At 68.4% G+C, this 15,585-nt stretch carries 13 protein-coding genes and 2 tRNA genes; 11 read left to right on the forward strand and 4 right to left on the reverse strand.

The genetic code is table 11. The annotated features are described in order from the left end of the window. The first annotated feature begins 441 nt into the window (after positions 1 to 441). On the forward strand, positions 442 to 957 hold the full coding sequence (locus tag AB0J87_RS31990; RefSeq protein ID WP_363971057.1) for a M48 family metallopeptidase: 516 nt from the start codon (positions 442 to 444) through the stop codon (positions 955 to 957). After that, a complete protein-coding gene (locus AB0J87_RS31995; RefSeq protein ID WP_363971059.1) occupies positions 954 to 1,538 on the forward strand; it encodes a hypothetical protein in 585 nt (194 codons plus the stop codon). The genes AB0J87_RS31990 and AB0J87_RS31995 overlap by 4 nt, the downstream gene beginning before the upstream one ends. Here AB0J87_RS31995 and AB0J87_RS32000 read toward each other — a convergent pair. The 3 genes from AB0J87_RS32000 to AB0J87_RS32010 are packed head-to-tail and all read right to left on the reverse strand — an operon-like array spanning position 1,525 to position 4,324. Further along, positions 1,525 to 2,511 carry an endonuclease/exonuclease/phosphatase family protein gene (locus AB0J87_RS32000; RefSeq protein WP_363971060.1) on the reverse strand — a complete coding sequence of 329 codons (987 nt, stop codon included), beginning with the start codon at positions 2,509 to 2,511 and terminating at the stop codon, positions 1,525 to 1,527. The two genes, AB0J87_RS31995 and AB0J87_RS32000, sit on opposite strands and share 14 nt — an antisense overlap. Before the next feature lie 32 nt (positions 2,512 to 2,543). Continuing rightward, positions 2,544 to 3,104: an NUDIX domain-containing protein gene (locus AB0J87_RS32005; RefSeq protein ID WP_363971062.1), complete on the reverse strand. Its 561-nt coding sequence runs from the start codon at positions 3,102 to 3,104 to the stop codon at positions 2,544 to 2,546. Next, positions 3,101 to 4,324: a zinc-dependent metalloprotease gene (locus AB0J87_RS32010; RefSeq protein WP_363971099.1), complete on the reverse strand. Its 1,224-nt coding sequence runs from the start codon at positions 4,322 to 4,324 to the stop codon at positions 3,101 to 3,103. The genes AB0J87_RS32005 and AB0J87_RS32010 overlap by 4 nt, the downstream gene beginning before the upstream one ends. Positions 4,325 to 4,454: 130 nt before the next feature. Between AB0J87_RS32010 and AB0J87_RS32015 the strand changes: the two genes are divergently transcribed. From AB0J87_RS32015 to AB0J87_RS32055, 9 genes are all read left to right on the forward strand, one after another. After that, a complete protein-coding gene (locus AB0J87_RS32015) occupies positions 4,455 to 5,528 on the forward strand; it encodes an NAD-dependent epimerase/dehydratase family protein (protein WP_363971101.1) in 1,074 nt (357 codons plus the stop codon). Positions 5,529 to 5,614: 86 nt separating this feature from the next. Next, positions 5,615 to 6,040: a molybdenum cofactor biosynthesis protein MoaE gene (locus AB0J87_RS32020; RefSeq protein WP_350725367.1), complete on the forward strand. Its 426-nt coding sequence runs from the start codon at positions 5,615 to 5,617 to the stop codon at positions 6,038 to 6,040. A 10-nt stretch (positions 6,041 to 6,050) separates the two neighbouring features. Next, positions 6,051 to 7,097: a PDZ domain-containing protein gene (locus AB0J87_RS32025; protein ID WP_363971065.1), complete on the forward strand. Its 1,047-nt coding sequence runs from the start codon at positions 6,051 to 6,053 to the stop codon at positions 7,095 to 7,097. Positions 7,098 to 7,226: 129 nt separating this feature from the next. Beyond that, positions 7,227 to 10,175 carry a UPF0182 family protein gene (locus AB0J87_RS32030; RefSeq protein ID WP_363971067.1) on the forward strand — a complete coding sequence of 983 codons (2,949 nt, stop codon included), beginning with the start codon at positions 7,227 to 7,229 and terminating at the stop codon, positions 10,173 to 10,175. Between the two features lie 58 nt (positions 10,176 to 10,233). Continuing rightward, a tRNA-Met gene (locus tag AB0J87_RS32035) sits at positions 10,234 to 10,310 on the forward strand. Positions 10,311 to 10,554: 244 nt separating this feature from the next. Next, positions 10,555 to 10,628, forward strand: a tRNA-Met gene (locus AB0J87_RS32040). Between the two features lie 99 nt (positions 10,629 to 10,727). Next, on the forward strand, positions 10,728 to 11,186 hold the full coding sequence (locus AB0J87_RS32045) for a group II truncated hemoglobin (RefSeq protein WP_363971069.1): 459 nt from the start codon (positions 10,728 to 10,730) through the stop codon (positions 11,184 to 11,186). 9 nt (positions 11,187 to 11,195) lie between these two features. Next, complete coding sequence (locus AB0J87_RS32050) at positions 11,196 to 13,691, forward strand: DUF4118 domain-containing protein (RefSeq protein WP_363971071.1); 2,496 nt, start codon at positions 11,196 to 11,198, stop codon at positions 13,689 to 13,691. Next, entirely contained in the window at positions 13,688 to 14,371 is a 684-nt protein-coding gene (locus AB0J87_RS32055; RefSeq protein ID WP_355197088.1) for a response regulator, read from the forward strand. The genes AB0J87_RS32050 and AB0J87_RS32055 overlap by 4 nt, the downstream gene beginning before the upstream one ends. A 261-nt stretch (positions 14,372 to 14,632) precedes the next feature. Here AB0J87_RS32055 and AB0J87_RS32060 read toward each other — a convergent pair whose 3' ends face one another. Further along, complete coding sequence (locus AB0J87_RS32060; RefSeq protein WP_363971073.1) at positions 14,633 to 15,031, reverse strand: hypothetical protein; 399 nt, start codon at positions 15,029 to 15,031, stop codon at positions 14,633 to 14,635. Positions 15,032 to 15,585 lie beyond the last annotated feature (554 nt).

Consider the following 15,585-nt stretch of genomic DNA (forward strand, 5'->3'; position numbering starts at 1 on the left):
GGTGTGGTGCGGGTGGCTGAGGTGTGGGAGGGGGCCTTGGGGCACGAAAGGGTGGCCTCGGGGTTCAAACGCAGGGGCGTGACGCGGCCAAGGAGGGCGGCTGAGGGGGATCGTTAGATAAAGGTCTGGTAAATCAAGCTTTCCCGAAAAATGACCGAATGTCGGAAGCTCGAGGGGCCGGAATGAAGATCATTTAGAACGCTCCCATCACCACAAGACCCCGCAAACTACCCCAGAACCAAGACCGCCGAGGCTTGGAAGCCGTGCTGAGGTGGGAATCTTCCGTCTGGCCCGTGACCACGGCCTCCGCCCGCATGATCAGGCGCTCGACGCTCATCGGGAAACGCCGCATGCCCAAATTCACCGGCTCTTAATCATCTGACCAGCAGAAACAACGTCCACCCTCTGTGGAATTTCGCCAGGGTCGGCTACCGTGCATATGTGCCCCCCGAGACAGTCGAGGTTCGTCGCAGTTCTCGTCGCCGGCGTACGGTCTCCGCCTACCGCGACGGCGACAAGACGATCGTGCTCCTGCCCGCCTGGCTGAGTGGCGAAGACGCAGATGAATGGGTGAGCCGGATGCTGGATCGGCTGGCTGCGAAGGAACGCCGACGAAGGCCCACCGACGAGGCGCTGCTCGAACGAGCCAGAGAACTGTCAGCGAAATTCCTCGACGGCATGGCGGAGCCGGCGAGCGTGCGCTGGGTCGACAACCAGCAGCACCGATGGGGCTCGTGCACCCCCGAGAACGGCACGATCAGGATCTCGACCAGGCTCAAGGGCCTGCCCGAATGGGTCATCAACTACGTGATCATCCACGAGTTGGTGCATCTGCTGGTGCCCAGCCACGGTGCCAAGTTCTGGGCGCTGGTAGAACAGTATCCCAAGGCAGAACGCGCGCGCGGGTTTCTGGAGGGATTCTCGGCCGCGGCCCAGACGGCACCGGAGGAGTGTTGACGCGCATCGCCGCGGTCCTGGTACGACAGCGCATGGCACAGGCGGCGCCCCCGGGCGTGGATCCCGCACGCTTCCTCGAAGCGGTCGCGGAGGACACCTACGAGATGGTCGCGGGGCTGGAGCTCGTCACCCCGGTCCTGATCACCAGCGTTCCCGAGCTGGAGGAGATCGTCTGGCCGGGCACCGAAGTAATCACGATAAAAGACGACGAACCGCTAAAAATCATCCTTCAGCGCCTCAAGGCCGACCAAGTCGCTGTGATCAGCGCGGACGCGCCCGACCTGCCGCCCCTCCTCGTCGGCAAGCTGTTCAGGGAGCTCGGCAGGGCCGAGATCACCATCTGCCCGGCGGAGAACGGCGGCGCCGTGGCCATGGCCTGCGCGCTCCCCCCGCCCACCTGGGCGGACCCCGACCTCGACGACGAGCGGATCGTGGCCACCCTGCGCGCCCAGGCTCCGGGCCACCGCAAGGTCGCCACCACCCCGGGCTGGCACCGCCTGCGCACCCCCGAAGACGTCGAACGCCTCGACCCCGGCCTGGAAGGCTGGGAAAGCACCAGGGCGCTGATCAGGGCACGGTGAGCTCGGCCAGCACCGCCCGGTGGTCGGTCTTCGGCACGTCGCGCACGCTGACCTCCTTCACCCCCACCCGTTCGTCCACCAGTACGTGGTCGATCGTGATGATCGGCGGCACCCGCTTGTTCGCCGGCCACGTCGGTATCAGCCCGGCCCCCACGGTGTCGGCCGCGTCCTTGTAGCCGCGAGCCAGCAGCCCGCGCAGGGCGGCGTGGTCGAGGGAGGCGTTGAAGTCACCCGCGATGATCCGGATCCGGTCGGGGGAAGTGGAGGGAAAGGCCGCCATGGCCTCGTTCCACTCGATGACCTGGGGTCCGAGCGGCGGGAACGGATGCGCATCGATGAACTCGATCGGCTTCCCGCCCGGCAGCGAGATCAGCGCGGCGGGCATCTGGTGCCCGACCGGCGGCATCAGGTTCCACAGCGGCTCCACCGGATGCCTGGAGTAGAGCCCGCTCCCGCCGGCGCTCCACTCGTCCTGCAGCACGCGGTACGGCATCAGCTCCTTGAGCCCGGCCTCGTCGAGGTCGGTGACCGCCCCGGGGGTGAGCTCCTGCGTGCTCAGCACGTCGGGCCGGAACTCGTGTACCAGCTTCATGATCGTCGCCGTGTCGGCCCGGCCGAACAGCATGTTGATCGTCATGACCTTCAGCGGCCTGCCCGTGGTGGCCTCCGCCCTGCCCAGAGCCCTGGGCAGCACGCTGAAGCCGAGCGCGGTCGTGGCCAGCAGCGCGACGGCGGTCGCCGCCCGCTTACGCCCGACCGCGGCGATCAGGAGCGGGACCAGCGAGCCGGCCGCGGCGTACGGGGTGGCGGTCATGATCTGCGTGGGCAGCGACCCCCGCTCGAGACCGGCCACCCGCACCACGGCCCACGCCGCGAACGGGGTCACGGCCAGCCAGGTCAAAGTAGTCGCGGGAAACTTCCGGCGCTTGCGCCGGGGTGTCACGATCGTGCCGCCGACGGCAGAAGTCTCCACGCAGCCCCCTATTTGGAACGACGCAAAAGACTCTAGCCAAACGTGCGCGAGCCCGAGCTAAGAGCCGCCTGTCCACGTGCGGCCAGCCGCCGCGTCGCCTCGTCGGACAGCTCGGGGATCGCGTCCACGGGGAACCAGCGCAGGTCGAGCGACTCGTCGCTGATCACGGCCTCGGCGCCGGGCGGGGCCACGGCCGCGTACTCGACGTCGAGATGCCAGCTGTACGGGGGATGGCACCACACCTCGTGCCTGTCGACCGCGAGCGGCCCGGGCAGCAACTCAAGCCCGGAAATTCCCGACTCCTCCCATGCTTCCCGCAGAGCAACATCCACGAGCGACATGTCGGAAATCTCGCAGTGGCCACCCATGGGCAGCCACTTCTTGGCCTTCGGATGCAGCGTGAGCAGCACCTGCGTGCCGTCGTGCGACAGCACCGCCGTCGTCGCCGTCAGATGCCCCGGTACGCATTCCCGCAGCATCGCATCGTCATGCGCACGCAAATGCTCCAGGAACTCCAGGCGCAACGCCTCTTCCTCGGGCGTGGGCGCGCTCCACGCGGACAGCACCGCCACCGCGTCGCCGTGCAGGCTCAACTCTCGTCGCCCTTGTCGCCCTTGTCACCTTCGTCGTCCGGCTTCGCCTCCAGCTGGGAGATGTCCCAGGCCGCCTCACCGCGTACGAACGCGTCGGGATCGTCGAGGTCGTCGGCCGTCGGCATGAGATCGGGGTGGCCCCACAGCGCGTCGCGCCCCTCGAGCCCGCGCTCGCTCTCCAGCGCGCGCCACAGCGCCGCCGCCTCACGCAGCCGCCGGGGCCGCAGCTCCAGCCCCACCAGCGTGCCGAACGTCAGCTCCGCGGGCCCACCGGTCGCGCGCCGCCGGCGTACGGTCTCCGCCAGCGCCACGGCGGAGGGCAGCTTGCCCTCGGCGGCCTGGTCGACCACGGTGGCCACCCACCCCTCGACCAGGGCGAGCATCGTCTCCAGCCGCGCCAGAGCGGCCTTCTGCCGCTCGGTCTCCTCGGGCTTGAGCAGGTTGCCCCCGCTCAGCGCCTCCTGGATCGCCTGGGGATTGTTGATGTCGAGACCGCGGATCTGCTCCTCGAGCGCCGAGGTGTCGACCGTGATGCCCTTGGCGTATTCCTCGACCGCGCCCAGCAGGTGGGAGCGCAGCCACGGAACGTGCTGGAACAGCCGGTGGTGCGCGGCCTCGCGCAGCGCCAGGTAGAGCCGGATCTCGTCGGCCGGGATCTCCAGCCCCTCGCTGAACGAGGAGATGCCCCCGGGCAGCAGCGCGGCCGTGTCGGACAGCGGCAGGCCGATGTCGGTGGTGCCGACCACCTCGCGGGCCAGCGAACTGATCGCCTGCCCGATCTGCTGGCCGACCATCATGCCGCCCATCTGCTTGAGCATGCCGAGCAGCGGGCCGGCCATCTGCTGGGCCTCGGGAGGCAGCCCGGATCCGCCGAGCGCGCCGCCCATGGTCTCGACCATGCGCTCCGCGATCGGCTCGCAGAGCTTGCGCCAGACCGGGATGGTGTTCTCGATCCACTCGGACCGGCTCCAGGCCTGCGGGTTGGACACGCCGCTCGGCAGTGTCGTCGCCTCGTTCAGCCACAGGTCGGCCAGGCTCAGCGCGTCGACGATCTGACGGCGCTCGCCTTCCATGACGCTCGGATCGCCTTGGGCGACCACGGCGTGCCGGGCGATGTTCTTCGCCATGTCCCAGTTGACAGGGCCTGAACCCTGAGGCGCCGACAGCATGTCGGCGAACTGGCGCATCGCCTGAGCCATCTGCTCAGGGTTGCCGAACATGGCGAACGGGTTCTCGTTAGGGTCGTTTTCGCGACCTGGCAGGTCAGTCACCGCTCTACCTCGTGCAGGATGGAGGAGTCCACATCCGCCACGTTAGTCGTCCTACGGCGGATCAGTGCAAAGTGAGGACCTGGTGCCTACCTCGAAACGCCCGAGCCAACCCGTAGTAGCCGTCACCGGAGCGGCCTCCGGCATAGGCCGAGAGCTGCTCGCGAGGCTCGTATCCTCCGCGGATTTCCGCAGGGTGGTGGCCATTGACGAGGAGCGCGGTGATGTCGGGGAAGCCACGTGGAGAGTGATCGACGTACGGGATCCGCTCTTGGCGAACCGGATCTCCGACATCGACGTCCTGGTCCATCTGGCCGGTGACTACGCCGTCGACTCCGACCCGTCCGAGCGGCGCGCGTACAACCTGCGGGCCGCCCAGACGGTGCTGACCGCCTGCGCGGCGGCGCGCGTCCGGCGTGTGGTGCTGGTCACGAGCGCGATGGTGTACGGCGCCGCGCCCGACAACGAGGTGCCCCTGCCTGAAGACGCCCCCGTGGCGGCCGAGCCCGACACCGGCGTCGTGGGCGACTACCTGGAGATCGAGTCCCTGGTACGCCGGTCGCTGCGCAGCCACCCCGGCCTGGAGGTCACCGTGCTGCGCCCGGCCGCGGTCGTCGGCCCGGGAGTGGACACCGTCATCACCCGTCACTTCGAGTCGCCCAGGCTCCTGACGGTCAAGGGCTGCAACCCGCGCTGGCAGTTCTGCCACATCGACGACCTGGTCTCGGCACTTGACCTGGCCGCCCGCGGTGTCGTCACGGGTGTGGTCGCCGTCGGCTCCGACGGATGGATGGAGCAGGAGCAGGTCGAGGAGCTGTCGAGCATCCGCCGGTTCGAGCTGCCCGCGGGGCTGACGTTCAGCACGGCCCAGCGCCTCCACCGGCTCGGCATCACCCCGGCCCCGGCGACCGACCTGCACTACGTCGTCTACCCGTGGGTCGTCGACTGCACGGCGCTGCGCGAGGCGGGCTGGAAGCCCTCGTGGACGAACGAGGCCGCGTTCGAGGAGCTCCTGGAGCTGCGCGAGAACAGGACGACCGTGGTCGGCCGGCGCCTGCCCGTCAAGGAGGCCACGCTCACCGCGGCCGGCGCCACCGTGGCCGTCATCGGCACCGCCGCGATCGTCCGCCAGGTGCGCAAGAAGCGGCGCGCCTGAGAAATCCGCCGTCAACCCGGCTTTGACCAGGTACGACGGCGTTTCGGGAGTCCAGCGGGCGGATTTCTTGTTGGTAGGCTCTTTGCGTGGACGTCATCCGGTTGCTCGGCATTCGTGATACCGCGCTCTCCGTCGACGAGGTGCTGGCCGCCGTGGGCGACCACGCCGCCGGCGGCACCGCCCTCTTCGTGGGCACCGTGCGCGAGCAGGACCACGGAAAACCGGTGACCGGGCTCTCCTACTCGGCCCACCCCTCGGCGGAGGCCGAGCTGCGGCAGGTCGCCGAGAAGGTGGCCGCCGACTTCCCCGTGACGGCGCTGGCCGCCGTCCACCGCGTGGGCGATCTGGAGCTGGGTGAGGCGGCCGTCATCGTCGCGGTGGCCGCACCCCACAGGGACGAGGCGTTCAAGGCTTCGAGACGGCTGATCGACGACCTGAAGGCAAACGTCCCCATCTGGAAACACCAGGTGTTCGCCGACGGTGAGACCGAATGGGTCGGCGCCGGCGAATAAGCTCATCGACATGTCACGACGCGCCCTGACCCTTCTGCTCGCGGGATTCCTTGTGCTCGCGCTCGGCGTGGTGGGCGCGTTCAGTCCGGTCCCGTACGTCGTGCTGAGCCCCGGCCCGACCGAGAACACGATCGGCGAGGTCGACAAGAAGCCCGTGATCTCGATCAAGGGGCGGGAGACCTACCCGACCAGCGGCGCGCTGAGCCTGGTCACGGTGGCCTACCAAGGTGGCCCGGCCGCCCAGATCGACCTGCTGACGGCGTTGCGCGGCTGGATCGACCCGACCGTGGCGGTGGTCCCGCAGGAGACCATCTTCGCTCCCAACCGCGACCCCAAGGAGGTCGAGGAGGAGAACACGGTCGAGATGACCAACTCCCAGGACTCCGCCAGGGCCGCCGCCCTCAGCGAGCTCAAGATCCCCTTCAACATGGTCGTGACCGTGGTCTCCACGGAAAAGGGCCGGCCCGCCGACGGCAAGCTGCTGAAGGGCGACGAGATCAACTCCGTGGACGGCAAGCCCGCGAAGGACGTCGACGTCGTGGGTGACGCGGTCAAGGCGCACAAGCCGGGCGACAACGTGGCCTTCTCCGTCACCAGGGGAGGCCAGAAGCTCGACGTCACCGTGCCCACCGTGGCCGGGCCCAAGGGGCAGACCCTCGTGGGTGTGGTCATGCAGGCCAAGTACAAGTTCCCGTTCGACGTCGACATCAACGTCGGCGACGTCGGCGGGCCGAGCGCGGGGCTGATGTTCTCGCTCGGCATAGTCGACAAGCTGACGCCCGGTGAGATCACCGGCGGCAAGCGGATCGCCGGCACCGGCACGATCCAGCCGTCGGGAGAAGTCGGCGCGATCGGCGGCATCGCCCAGAAGATGGTGGGCGCGAAAGACTCCGGCGCGACGGTCTTCCTGACGCCCGCCGACAACTGCGCCGAGGCCATGCAAGCCGTGCCCGACGGGCTCCGGCTGGTCAGGGCCGACACGCTGCATGACGCGGTGCTCGCGCTCGACGCGCTGCGCACGGGCAAGGGAAACGTGCCCGCGTGCGAGGCCGGATGAAACTTCTGGAGCTCGCCGTGCGTTAGCCGTAGGGCTGGCACTGCGGTGTAAGTTGCCAGACACGGACCGTTTCTTCATCACGACGAGGGGTTGGCCTTGAGCTTCCGGACCCCAGGAGCCGGTAGGGCGATGCGCTTGCCCCGCCGTCCGAGACTGCTTCTGCCTGTGGCGATCGCTCTGGTGGCGATCGTGGCGCTATTTTTCCTATTTTCCGGTATTTATACCGACTATCTATGGTTTGACGCGGCCAGGTACACGTCGATCTTCACCGGCGTCCTGCTGACCGAGATCGTGCTGTTCCTGGTCGGCGCGCTGCTGATGGTCGGCATCGCGGGCGGCAACATGCTGCTGGCCTTCCGGACGCGGCCGATGTTCGGGCCGGCGATGTTCGGCGGGGGCAGCGGCGCCGACCGCTACCGCATGGCGCTCGACCCCCACCGCAAGCTGATCTTCATCGTCGGCATGGGCCTGCTCGCCCTCTTCTCCGGCTCCTCCTTCGCCGGACAGTGGGAGACGTGGCTGAAGTTCGTCAACGGCGAGTCGTTCGGCAAGCAGGACACGCTGTTCGGGCTGGACATCTCGTTCTACGTGTTCGACTATCCGTTCATCCGGATGGTGCTGAACTTCCTGTTCACCGCCGTGATCATCTCGATCGTGCTGGCGGCGATCACGCACTACCTGTACGGCGGGTTCCGGCTGCAGTCCCCGGGGGTGCACGCCTCCAGGGCGGCCCGAGTCCACCTGTCGGTGCTGCTCGGCGTCTTCGTCCTCCTGAAGGCCGTCGCCTACTGGGTTGACACCTACGGCCTGGTCTTCTCCGACCGCGGCTTCGTCCACGGCGCCTCCTACACCGACGTCAACGCCGTCCTGCCGGCCAAGACCATCCTCGCGATCATCGCGCTGATCTGCGCCGTCCTGTTCTTCGCCGGCGTCTTCCGGCCCGGCGGCATGCTCCCCGGCGTCTCGGCCGGCCTGCTCGTGCTCTCGGCCATCCTGATCGGCGGCGTCTACCCGGCGCTGGTCGAGCAGTTCCAGGTCAAGCCCAACCAGCAGGGCAAGGAAGCGGCCTACATCCAGCGCAACATCAACGCCACGCGCGAGGCGTACAACATCGACAAGACCGAGGTCGAAAACTACAACGCCGAGTCCGACCCGTCCAAGGTCCAGAAGGAGGGCGACGCCTCCGTCTCCGGCGTCCGGCTGCTCGATCCGGCGCTGCTGTCCTCGACGTACGAGCAGACGCAGCGCATCCGCGGTTTCTACAACTTCGGCGACACGCTCGACGTCGACCGCTATCCCGACAGCACCGGCAAGCTGGTCGACCATGTCGTCGGCGTGCGCGAGATGACCGGTCCGCCCGAGGGCCAGAACAACTGGATCAACCGGGCCCTGGTCTACACGCACGGCTACGGCTTCGTCGCCGCGCCGGGCAACCAGGTCGACGGCGGTGGCCTGCCCAACTACGACGCCAAGGACATGCCGGTCACCGGCCCCCTGGCGACCACCACCGGGCTGCGCCAGCCGCGCATCTACTTCGGCGAGGAGCCGGCCGCCGAGGAGTACATCATCGCGGGCGGCAACCCGAAGACGAAGGAGCTCGACTACCCGCAGACGGGCGGCACGGGCCAGGCCGACAACATCTACGACGGCAAGGGCGGCGTCCGCGTCGGCTCGTTCCTCAACAGGCTCGTCTACGCCGCCAAGTACGGCGAGGCGAACATCCTGCTGTCGGGCGACGTCAACGACAACTCCCAGATTCTGTACGTGCGCAACCCGCGCGACAGGGTCCAGAAGGTCGCGCCCTTCCTCACGCTCGACGGCAACCCCTACCCGGCGATCGTCGACGGGCGCATCACCTGGATCCTCGACGGCTACACCACGTCCAACGACTACCCGTACTCGCAGAGCGAGAGCCTCGGCGACATGACGCGCGACGCGTCCACCGACCGCCGCGTGATCGCCCAGCAGCCGAGCGACAAGGTCAACTACATCCGCAACTCCGTCAAGGCCACGGTCGACGCCTACGACGGCACGGTCACGCTCTACGGCTGGGACACCAACGACCCGCTGCTCAAGACCTGGAGCAAGGCGTTCCCGGGGGTCATCCGCCCGGCCTCGGAGATGAGCGCCGACCTGCGCAACCACGTCCGCTACCCCGAAGACCTGTTCAAGGTGCAGCGCTACACGCTGTCGCGCTACCACATCACCAACCCGGCCGCCTTCTACAACGGCCAGGACTTCTGGAACGTCCCGGGCGACCCCACGCAGAACGACAAGAACATCAAGCAGCCGCCCTACTACCTGACCACCACGATGCCGGGCGGCACGCCGACGTTCTCGCTCACCACGACGTTCGTGCCGCGGCAGGGGAGCGCCAACCTGTCGGCGTTCATGGCGGTCGACTCGTCGGCCGGCTCGGGCTACGGCCGGCTGCGCATCCTGCGCATGCCGTCCAACACTCCCATCCCGGGCCCCGGACAGGTGCAGAACGCCTTCCAGAGCCGCCTAGCCGGTCAGCTCAACGTGATGGGCGTGGGTAGCTCGTCGCTCCGGTACGGCAACCTGCTGACGCTGCCGTACGCGGGCGGCCTGCTCTACGTCGAGCCGGTGTACGTCCAGGTGGCCGCGGGCGGTGGCCAGGAGCCGTACCCGATCCTGCAGCGGGTCCTGGTGTCGTACGGCAACAAGATCGGCGTCGGGCCTGACCTGGAGAAGGCGCTCGCGGAGGTCTTCGGCGGCCAGCAACAGCAGCCGAACACCCCCACCGAGCAGAACGTCCCCAACCAGGCCAACACGGCGATCAACTCGGCGATCGCCAACGCCAAGAAGGCGTACGAGGACGCGCAGAAGGCCCTGCAGTCCAGTCCGCCCAACTGGGACGCCTACGGCGAGGCGCAGAAGAGGCTGGAGGAGGCGCTGAAGGCGCTGGAAGGGGCCAACGCCCAGCAGCCCAAGCCCTCGGCGACCCCGTCGGCCACTCCATCCGCCAGTCCGTCGGCGACCCCGTCGGTCGCGCCGTCGGGCACGCCTTCCGTCTCGCCATCGCCTACGGGATCGCAGGCGGCGGGCACGTCCTAGCCCAATCGGTTTGCGTCCACCCCTCGTCGCCCACTAGTCTTTAAAAGCAACAACGCGACGCGGGGTGGAGCAGTTCGGTAGCTCGCTGGGCTCATAACCCAGAGGTCGCAGGTTCAAATCCTGCCCCCGCTACCAGTCCAGAAGCCCGGACTCCTTAATCGGAGTCCGGGCTTTTGCTATTTGGTCCCACGGGGGTCCGGCGATGCGTTCCCCGCCCTGCCGCCGCCCGAGACACCGCCGCTCCATCAGTGGCGCCACCCGGGGACGGTCGCGCGTGGGCCGTCCGCGGCTCTCCCTCAAGGGGACGGCGGGTGGTTCGGAGTCGGCGTTGGTCAAAGCACCGTCGCGGGCCCTGTATAGTTATATCCAGAGACACCGACGCGGGGTGGAGCAGTTCGGTAGCTCGCTGGGCTCATAACCCAGAGGTCGCAGGTTCAAATCCTGTCCCCGCTACAAAGCCAGAGTCCCTGGTCACCGGAGAGATCCGGAGACCAGGGACTCTGTCGTTTTCCGAGCTTGCCGCCATTGTCTCGCAAATGATTACATCATTACATGAGTGAACCCACGCTGTACGACTGGGCAGGCGGCACTGAGGCGTTCGAGCGGCTGACCGAAGCGTTCTACCGCACGGTCGTCAAGGACGACCTGATCGGCCCGCTGTTCGCGCACATGGACCCCCATCACCCCAAATATGTGGCGATGTGGCTCAGCGAGGTCTTCGGCGGCCCCGACCGGTACACCAAGGAACGCGGCGGCTACCCGAACATGCTCCGCCACCACCTCGGCAAGGCCATCACCGAGCCCCAGCGCCGCAGGTGGGTGAATCTCCTCATGGACGCGGCCGACGAAGTGGGACTGCCTGATGACCCCGAGTTCAGGGCGGCGTTCGCCGGCTACGTCGAATGGGGCACCAGGCTGGCCAGGCACAACTCCCAGCCGGACGCCACGCCTCCGCTTGAAGCTCCCGTGCCCCACTGGGGTTGGGGGGTCGCGCCGCCGTACCAGCCGTAACCTGGAGGAATGGGGAGCACGTCCCGCGGGAGGCTGCGCGTTCATCTGGGTGCGGCGCCCGGCGTGGGCAAGACGTACGACATGCTGAGCGAGGCGCACCGCGCCCGCGAACGTGGCAAGGACGTGGTCGTGGGCTTCGTCGAGACCCACGGCCGCGCCAGGACGGCCGGCCTGCTCGACGGACTCGAGGTCCTGCCGAGGCGGACGATGACCTACCGCGGCGCGACGTTCACCGAACTGGACGTCGATGCCGTCATCGCCCGCGCACCCACCGTGGCGCTGATCGACGAGCTCGCCCACACGAACGTTCCCGGCTCCCGCAACGTCAAGCGCTGGCAGGACATCGACGAAGTGCTCGACGCCGGCATCGACGTCGTCTCCACCCTCAACATCCAGCACCTCGAATCCCTGAACGACGTGGTCGAGCAGATCACCGGAGTGTCGCAGCGGGAGACCGTACCCGACGAGGTGGTGCGGCGGGCCGACCAGATCGAGCTCGTCGACATGGCGCCCGAGGCGCTGCGCCGGCGGATGGCACACGGGAACGTCTACCCGCCCGATCGCGTCGACGCCGCGCTGGCCAACTACTTCCGCGTCGGCAACCTGACCGCCTTGAGGGAGATCGCCCTGATCTGGCTGGCGGACAAGGTGGACGAGCAACTCGACCAATATCGCGCCGAACATGCCATAGCGGGCACCTGGGAGGCCCGCGAGCGCGTGGTGGTCGCCCTCACCGGAGGCCCGGAAGGGGACACGCTCATCCGCCGGGCCGCGCGCATCGCGGCCAGGAGCAAGGGGGCCGATCTGCTGGCCGTGCACGTCACGAGCGCCGACGGCCTGACCTCCGGCGGCGACCCCGCGAACCTGGTGCACCAGCGGGCCCTCGTCGAGGCCCTCGGCGGGTCCTACCACCAGGTGGTCGGCGACGACATTCCGCATGCGCTGCTGGAGTTCGCCCGTGGCGTGAACGCCACCCAGCTCGTGCTGGGCGCGTCGCGAAGAGGACGGCTCGCGCAGATCGTCGCGCGCGGCGTGGGTGTGACGACGACGGCGCTGTCCGGGCCGATCGACGTGCACATGGTGACGCACGAGGCGACCAGGACGGGCCGGGGGCGGGCGCGGTCGAGCGCCGCGCTGACGCGCCGGCGGCGGCTGTCCGGCTGGGGGCTGGCGCTGCTCGGGCCGCCACTGCTCACGGTCGCGCTCCAGCCGCTGGGCCTGTCGCTGCCCAGCGAGATCCCGCTCTTCCTGCTGCTGGTCGTCGGGGTGGCCCTGGTGGGCGGCATGTGGCCGGCGTTGACGGCGGCGGTGCTCGGGTTCGGGCTGCTCAACTGGTTCTTCACGCCGCCGCTGCACACGTTGACGATCGCCGAGCCGCAGAACGTGCTCGCGCTGACCACGTTCGTGCTGGTGGCGGTCATGGTCAGCACGGTCGTCGACCTGGCGGCCAGGCGCAGCAGGGAAGCGGCGCGCTCGCGGGCGGACGCCGAGGTGCTGTCCACGCTGGCGGGTCACGTGCTGAGGGGTGACGCGGCGTTGCCGTCGCTGCTGGCCAGGACGCGGGAGACGTTCGGGTTCGGCTCGGTGACCCTGCTGGAGCGTACGGACGACTGGCACATCGTCGCGACCTCGGGCGGCGTGCCGTGCACGAGCCCGGGTACGGCCGACACCGACGTCGTGATCGACGAACGGCTCGTGCTCGCCGCCCGGGGGCGCCTGCTGGACGCGAGCGACCGGCGGGTGCTGGAGGCGTTCGCGGCGGAGGCGGCGGTCGCCCTGCGCGAGCAGCGGCTGCGCGAGGCGGCCGAGCAGGCCGAGCCGCTGGCCGAGGCCGACAGGATGCGCACCGCTCTGCTGGCCGCCGTCAGCCACGACCTGCGTACGCCGCTCGCCTCGGCCAAGGCTGCGGTCGAGAGCCTGCGCAGCACCGACGTGACCTGGTCGGACGAGGACCGCGGCGAGCTGCTGGCCACCGCCGACGAGTCGCTGATCAAGCTGGACCGGCTCGTCGCGAACCTCCTCGACATGAGCCGCCTCCAAGCAGGCGTGCTCGGCGTGAACCTGGAGCCCGTGGCGATCGAGGACGTGCTGCCGCACGCCATCGACGACCTCGGCCCGCTACGCGACCAGATCCGCAGCGACCTCCCGCCCATCGTCCCCGAGATCATGGCCGACCCCGCTCTGCTGGAGCGCGTGCTCGTCAACGTCATGTCGAACGCCGTCCGCTACAGCCCCGACGGCGAGCCCGTGCTCGTCAACGCCAGTTGGCACGGCGACAACGTGGAGATCCGCATCATCGACCGGGGCCCCGGCATTCCGCCGGAAGCGCATGAAAGGGTGTTCATGCCGTTCCAGCGGCTCGGCGACCGCGCCAGCCACACGGGCGTGGGGCTCGGCCTGGCGCTCTCGCGCGGTCTCACCGAGGCGATGGGTGGCACGCTCGTGCTGGAGGACACGCCCGGAGGGGGACTGACCATGACCGTCTCGCTGCGGAGACATCCGTGACCCGCGTGCTCGTGGTGGACGACGAGCCGCAGATCCTGCGTGCGCTGCGCGTCAACCTGGCCGCCCGGCAGTACGAGGTGGCCGTCGCGGCCGACGGCGGCTCGGCGCTGCGCCAGGCCGCCGAATGGCATCCCGATCTGGTCATCCTCGATCTCGGGCTGCCCGATCTGGATGGCGTGGAGGTGATCGAGGGGCTGCGCGGCTGGACCGCCGTGCCGATCATCGTCCTCTCGGGGCGCGCGGACAGCACCGACAAGGTGGACGCGCTCGACGCCGGCGCCGACGACTACGTGACGAAGCCGTTCAGCGTCGACGAGCTGCTCGCCCGCGTCCGCGCGGTGACCCGCCGCACGGGCCAGCACGAGGAGGAGACCGCCACGGTGCGGCTGGGCGATCACGTGATCGACCTCTCCAGCAAGACGATCTCGGGAGGGGTACGGCTGACGCCCACGGAGTGGCACTTCCTGGAGATCCTGCTGCGCAACCCGGGCAAGCTGATCAGCCAGCGCCAGCTGCTGCGGGAGGTCTGGGGAGACTCCTACCTCAAGGAGACGCACTACCTGCGCCAGTACATGGCCCAGCTCCGGCGCAAGCTCGAACGGGATCCCGCGCGTCCGGTGCATCTGCTGACCGAGTCGGGAATGGGCTACCGGTTCCAGCCGTCGGCTTCCTCCGAGTAGCAGTGGGCTGACGGCCTGACGAGCATCACGACCGCTCGCTGTGCGGCCCAGCCCAGGAGCAGGATCCCGAAGGCCACCTGCACGACCCGCATCCAGAGGGAAGAGCTCTGATCGGCATAAACCACGACGCCGACCCACATAAGGCCGAATATCCCGACTAGTGCGACTGCCGCCCAGTTCAACCCGCGCTGCCACATATGCGAAGTCTTACAGCCGGTCAGCCAAGGCCGGGTATGGGCCGAGTGCTCATCGGGTCAGCGGCTAATGCGGGAGGGTCCGTCTCATGCCGACGCACCGGCGCAGGCGCATTCCGCGCGGGCGCTGGGGGACGGACTCCTCCAGGCAGGCGAGCAGCAGGGCCGCCGTACGGGCGTCCGCCAGGATGCGCTGCACGGCCTCGCCGTCCTCCGGCATCTGGCCGCGCTCGGACAGCTCGTGCTTGAGGAACGCCATGGGGTCGGGCGCGTCCGCGATGTCGGCCGCCACCGTCGCCCGCGCCGCCGTGAGCAGACGCAGGTAGTGGGTACGGAGTACGGCCTCGCGCATGCGGGCGTGTTCGAGGTCGTCGATCAGCGTCCTTGCGATTCTCAGCAGGTCTCCGGCATGGGTCGCCTCGTCGGCGAGGAAGGCACGGATGTCGTCGAACTCCGAGCGAGTCATAGCGGGCACCTCCGAGAGCGCAGTCTGCTCGTAGGTACTTCGTACCTGGCAGCGATTGCGGATGACTTGCCGACGGCTTGACAGCTGGGGCGCCGACCTGGGTGTCCTTGGTGAGGTTTGGGCGTTGCGTGGTGAGGGAACAACCACGTGATTACCTGAGTGGCGCGAAGTGGGTGCGTCGGGCTGCTAGAGTTGCTTCGCGCAGGGCGGCCGAGGGAGTCCACAGAGACTCCCGGAGACGCCCGGCAAATCCCACTTACTTCGAGGGTCGCCCTTCGGTGGATTCGCACCGGTTCGGATGGCCTGGTAAGTTAGAGGGGTTGTCCCGGAAACGGGGCGGGTCTTAATTCCAGCAGGTCGAGCAAGTCGGGTCAATTTGACAGGGACTTGAACGGCTGAAAGAATAAAGACACAACGAAATGAACGCCTCCGAGCGAAAGACCGGAATGGTTTTGAGCGAGGAAGTACGCGTCCGTTTCTTGAGAACTCAACAGTGTGTTAAAAGCCAGTGCATGAGATACACATGCATATCCCCGTCATTAATTGACGGAAAT

Origin of the sequence: Nonomuraea sp. NPDC049625, from assembly GCF_040675285.1 — a bacterium.
Taxonomy (GTDB): domain Bacteria; phylum Actinomycetota; class Actinomycetes; order Streptosporangiales; family Streptosporangiaceae; genus Nonomuraea; species Nonomuraea angiospora_A.

Coding starts and splice junctions, on each gene's coding strand:
- AB0J87_RS32010 (WP_363971099.1), bottom strand. CDS start 4,324: ATGTTCGGCAACCCTGAGCAGATGGCTCAGGCGATGCGCCAGTTCGCC.
- AB0J87_RS32025 (WP_363971065.1), top strand. CDS start 6,051: ATGTCACGACGCGCCCTGACCCTTCTGCTCGCGGGATTCCTTGTGCTC.
- AB0J87_RS32030 (WP_363971067.1), top strand. CDS start 7,227: ATGCGCTTGCCCCGCCGTCCGAGACTGCTTCTGCCTGTGGCGATCGCT.
- AB0J87_RS32045 (WP_363971069.1), top strand. CDS start 10,728: ATGAGTGAACCCACGCTGTACGACTGGGCAGGCGGCACTGAGGCGTTC.
- AB0J87_RS32050 (WP_363971071.1), top strand. CDS start 11,196: ATGGGGAGCACGTCCCGCGGGAGGCTGCGCGTTCATCTGGGTGCGGCG.
- AB0J87_RS32060 (WP_363971073.1), bottom strand. CDS start 15,031: ATGACTCGCTCGGAGTTCGACGACATCCGTGCCTTCCTCGCCGACGAG.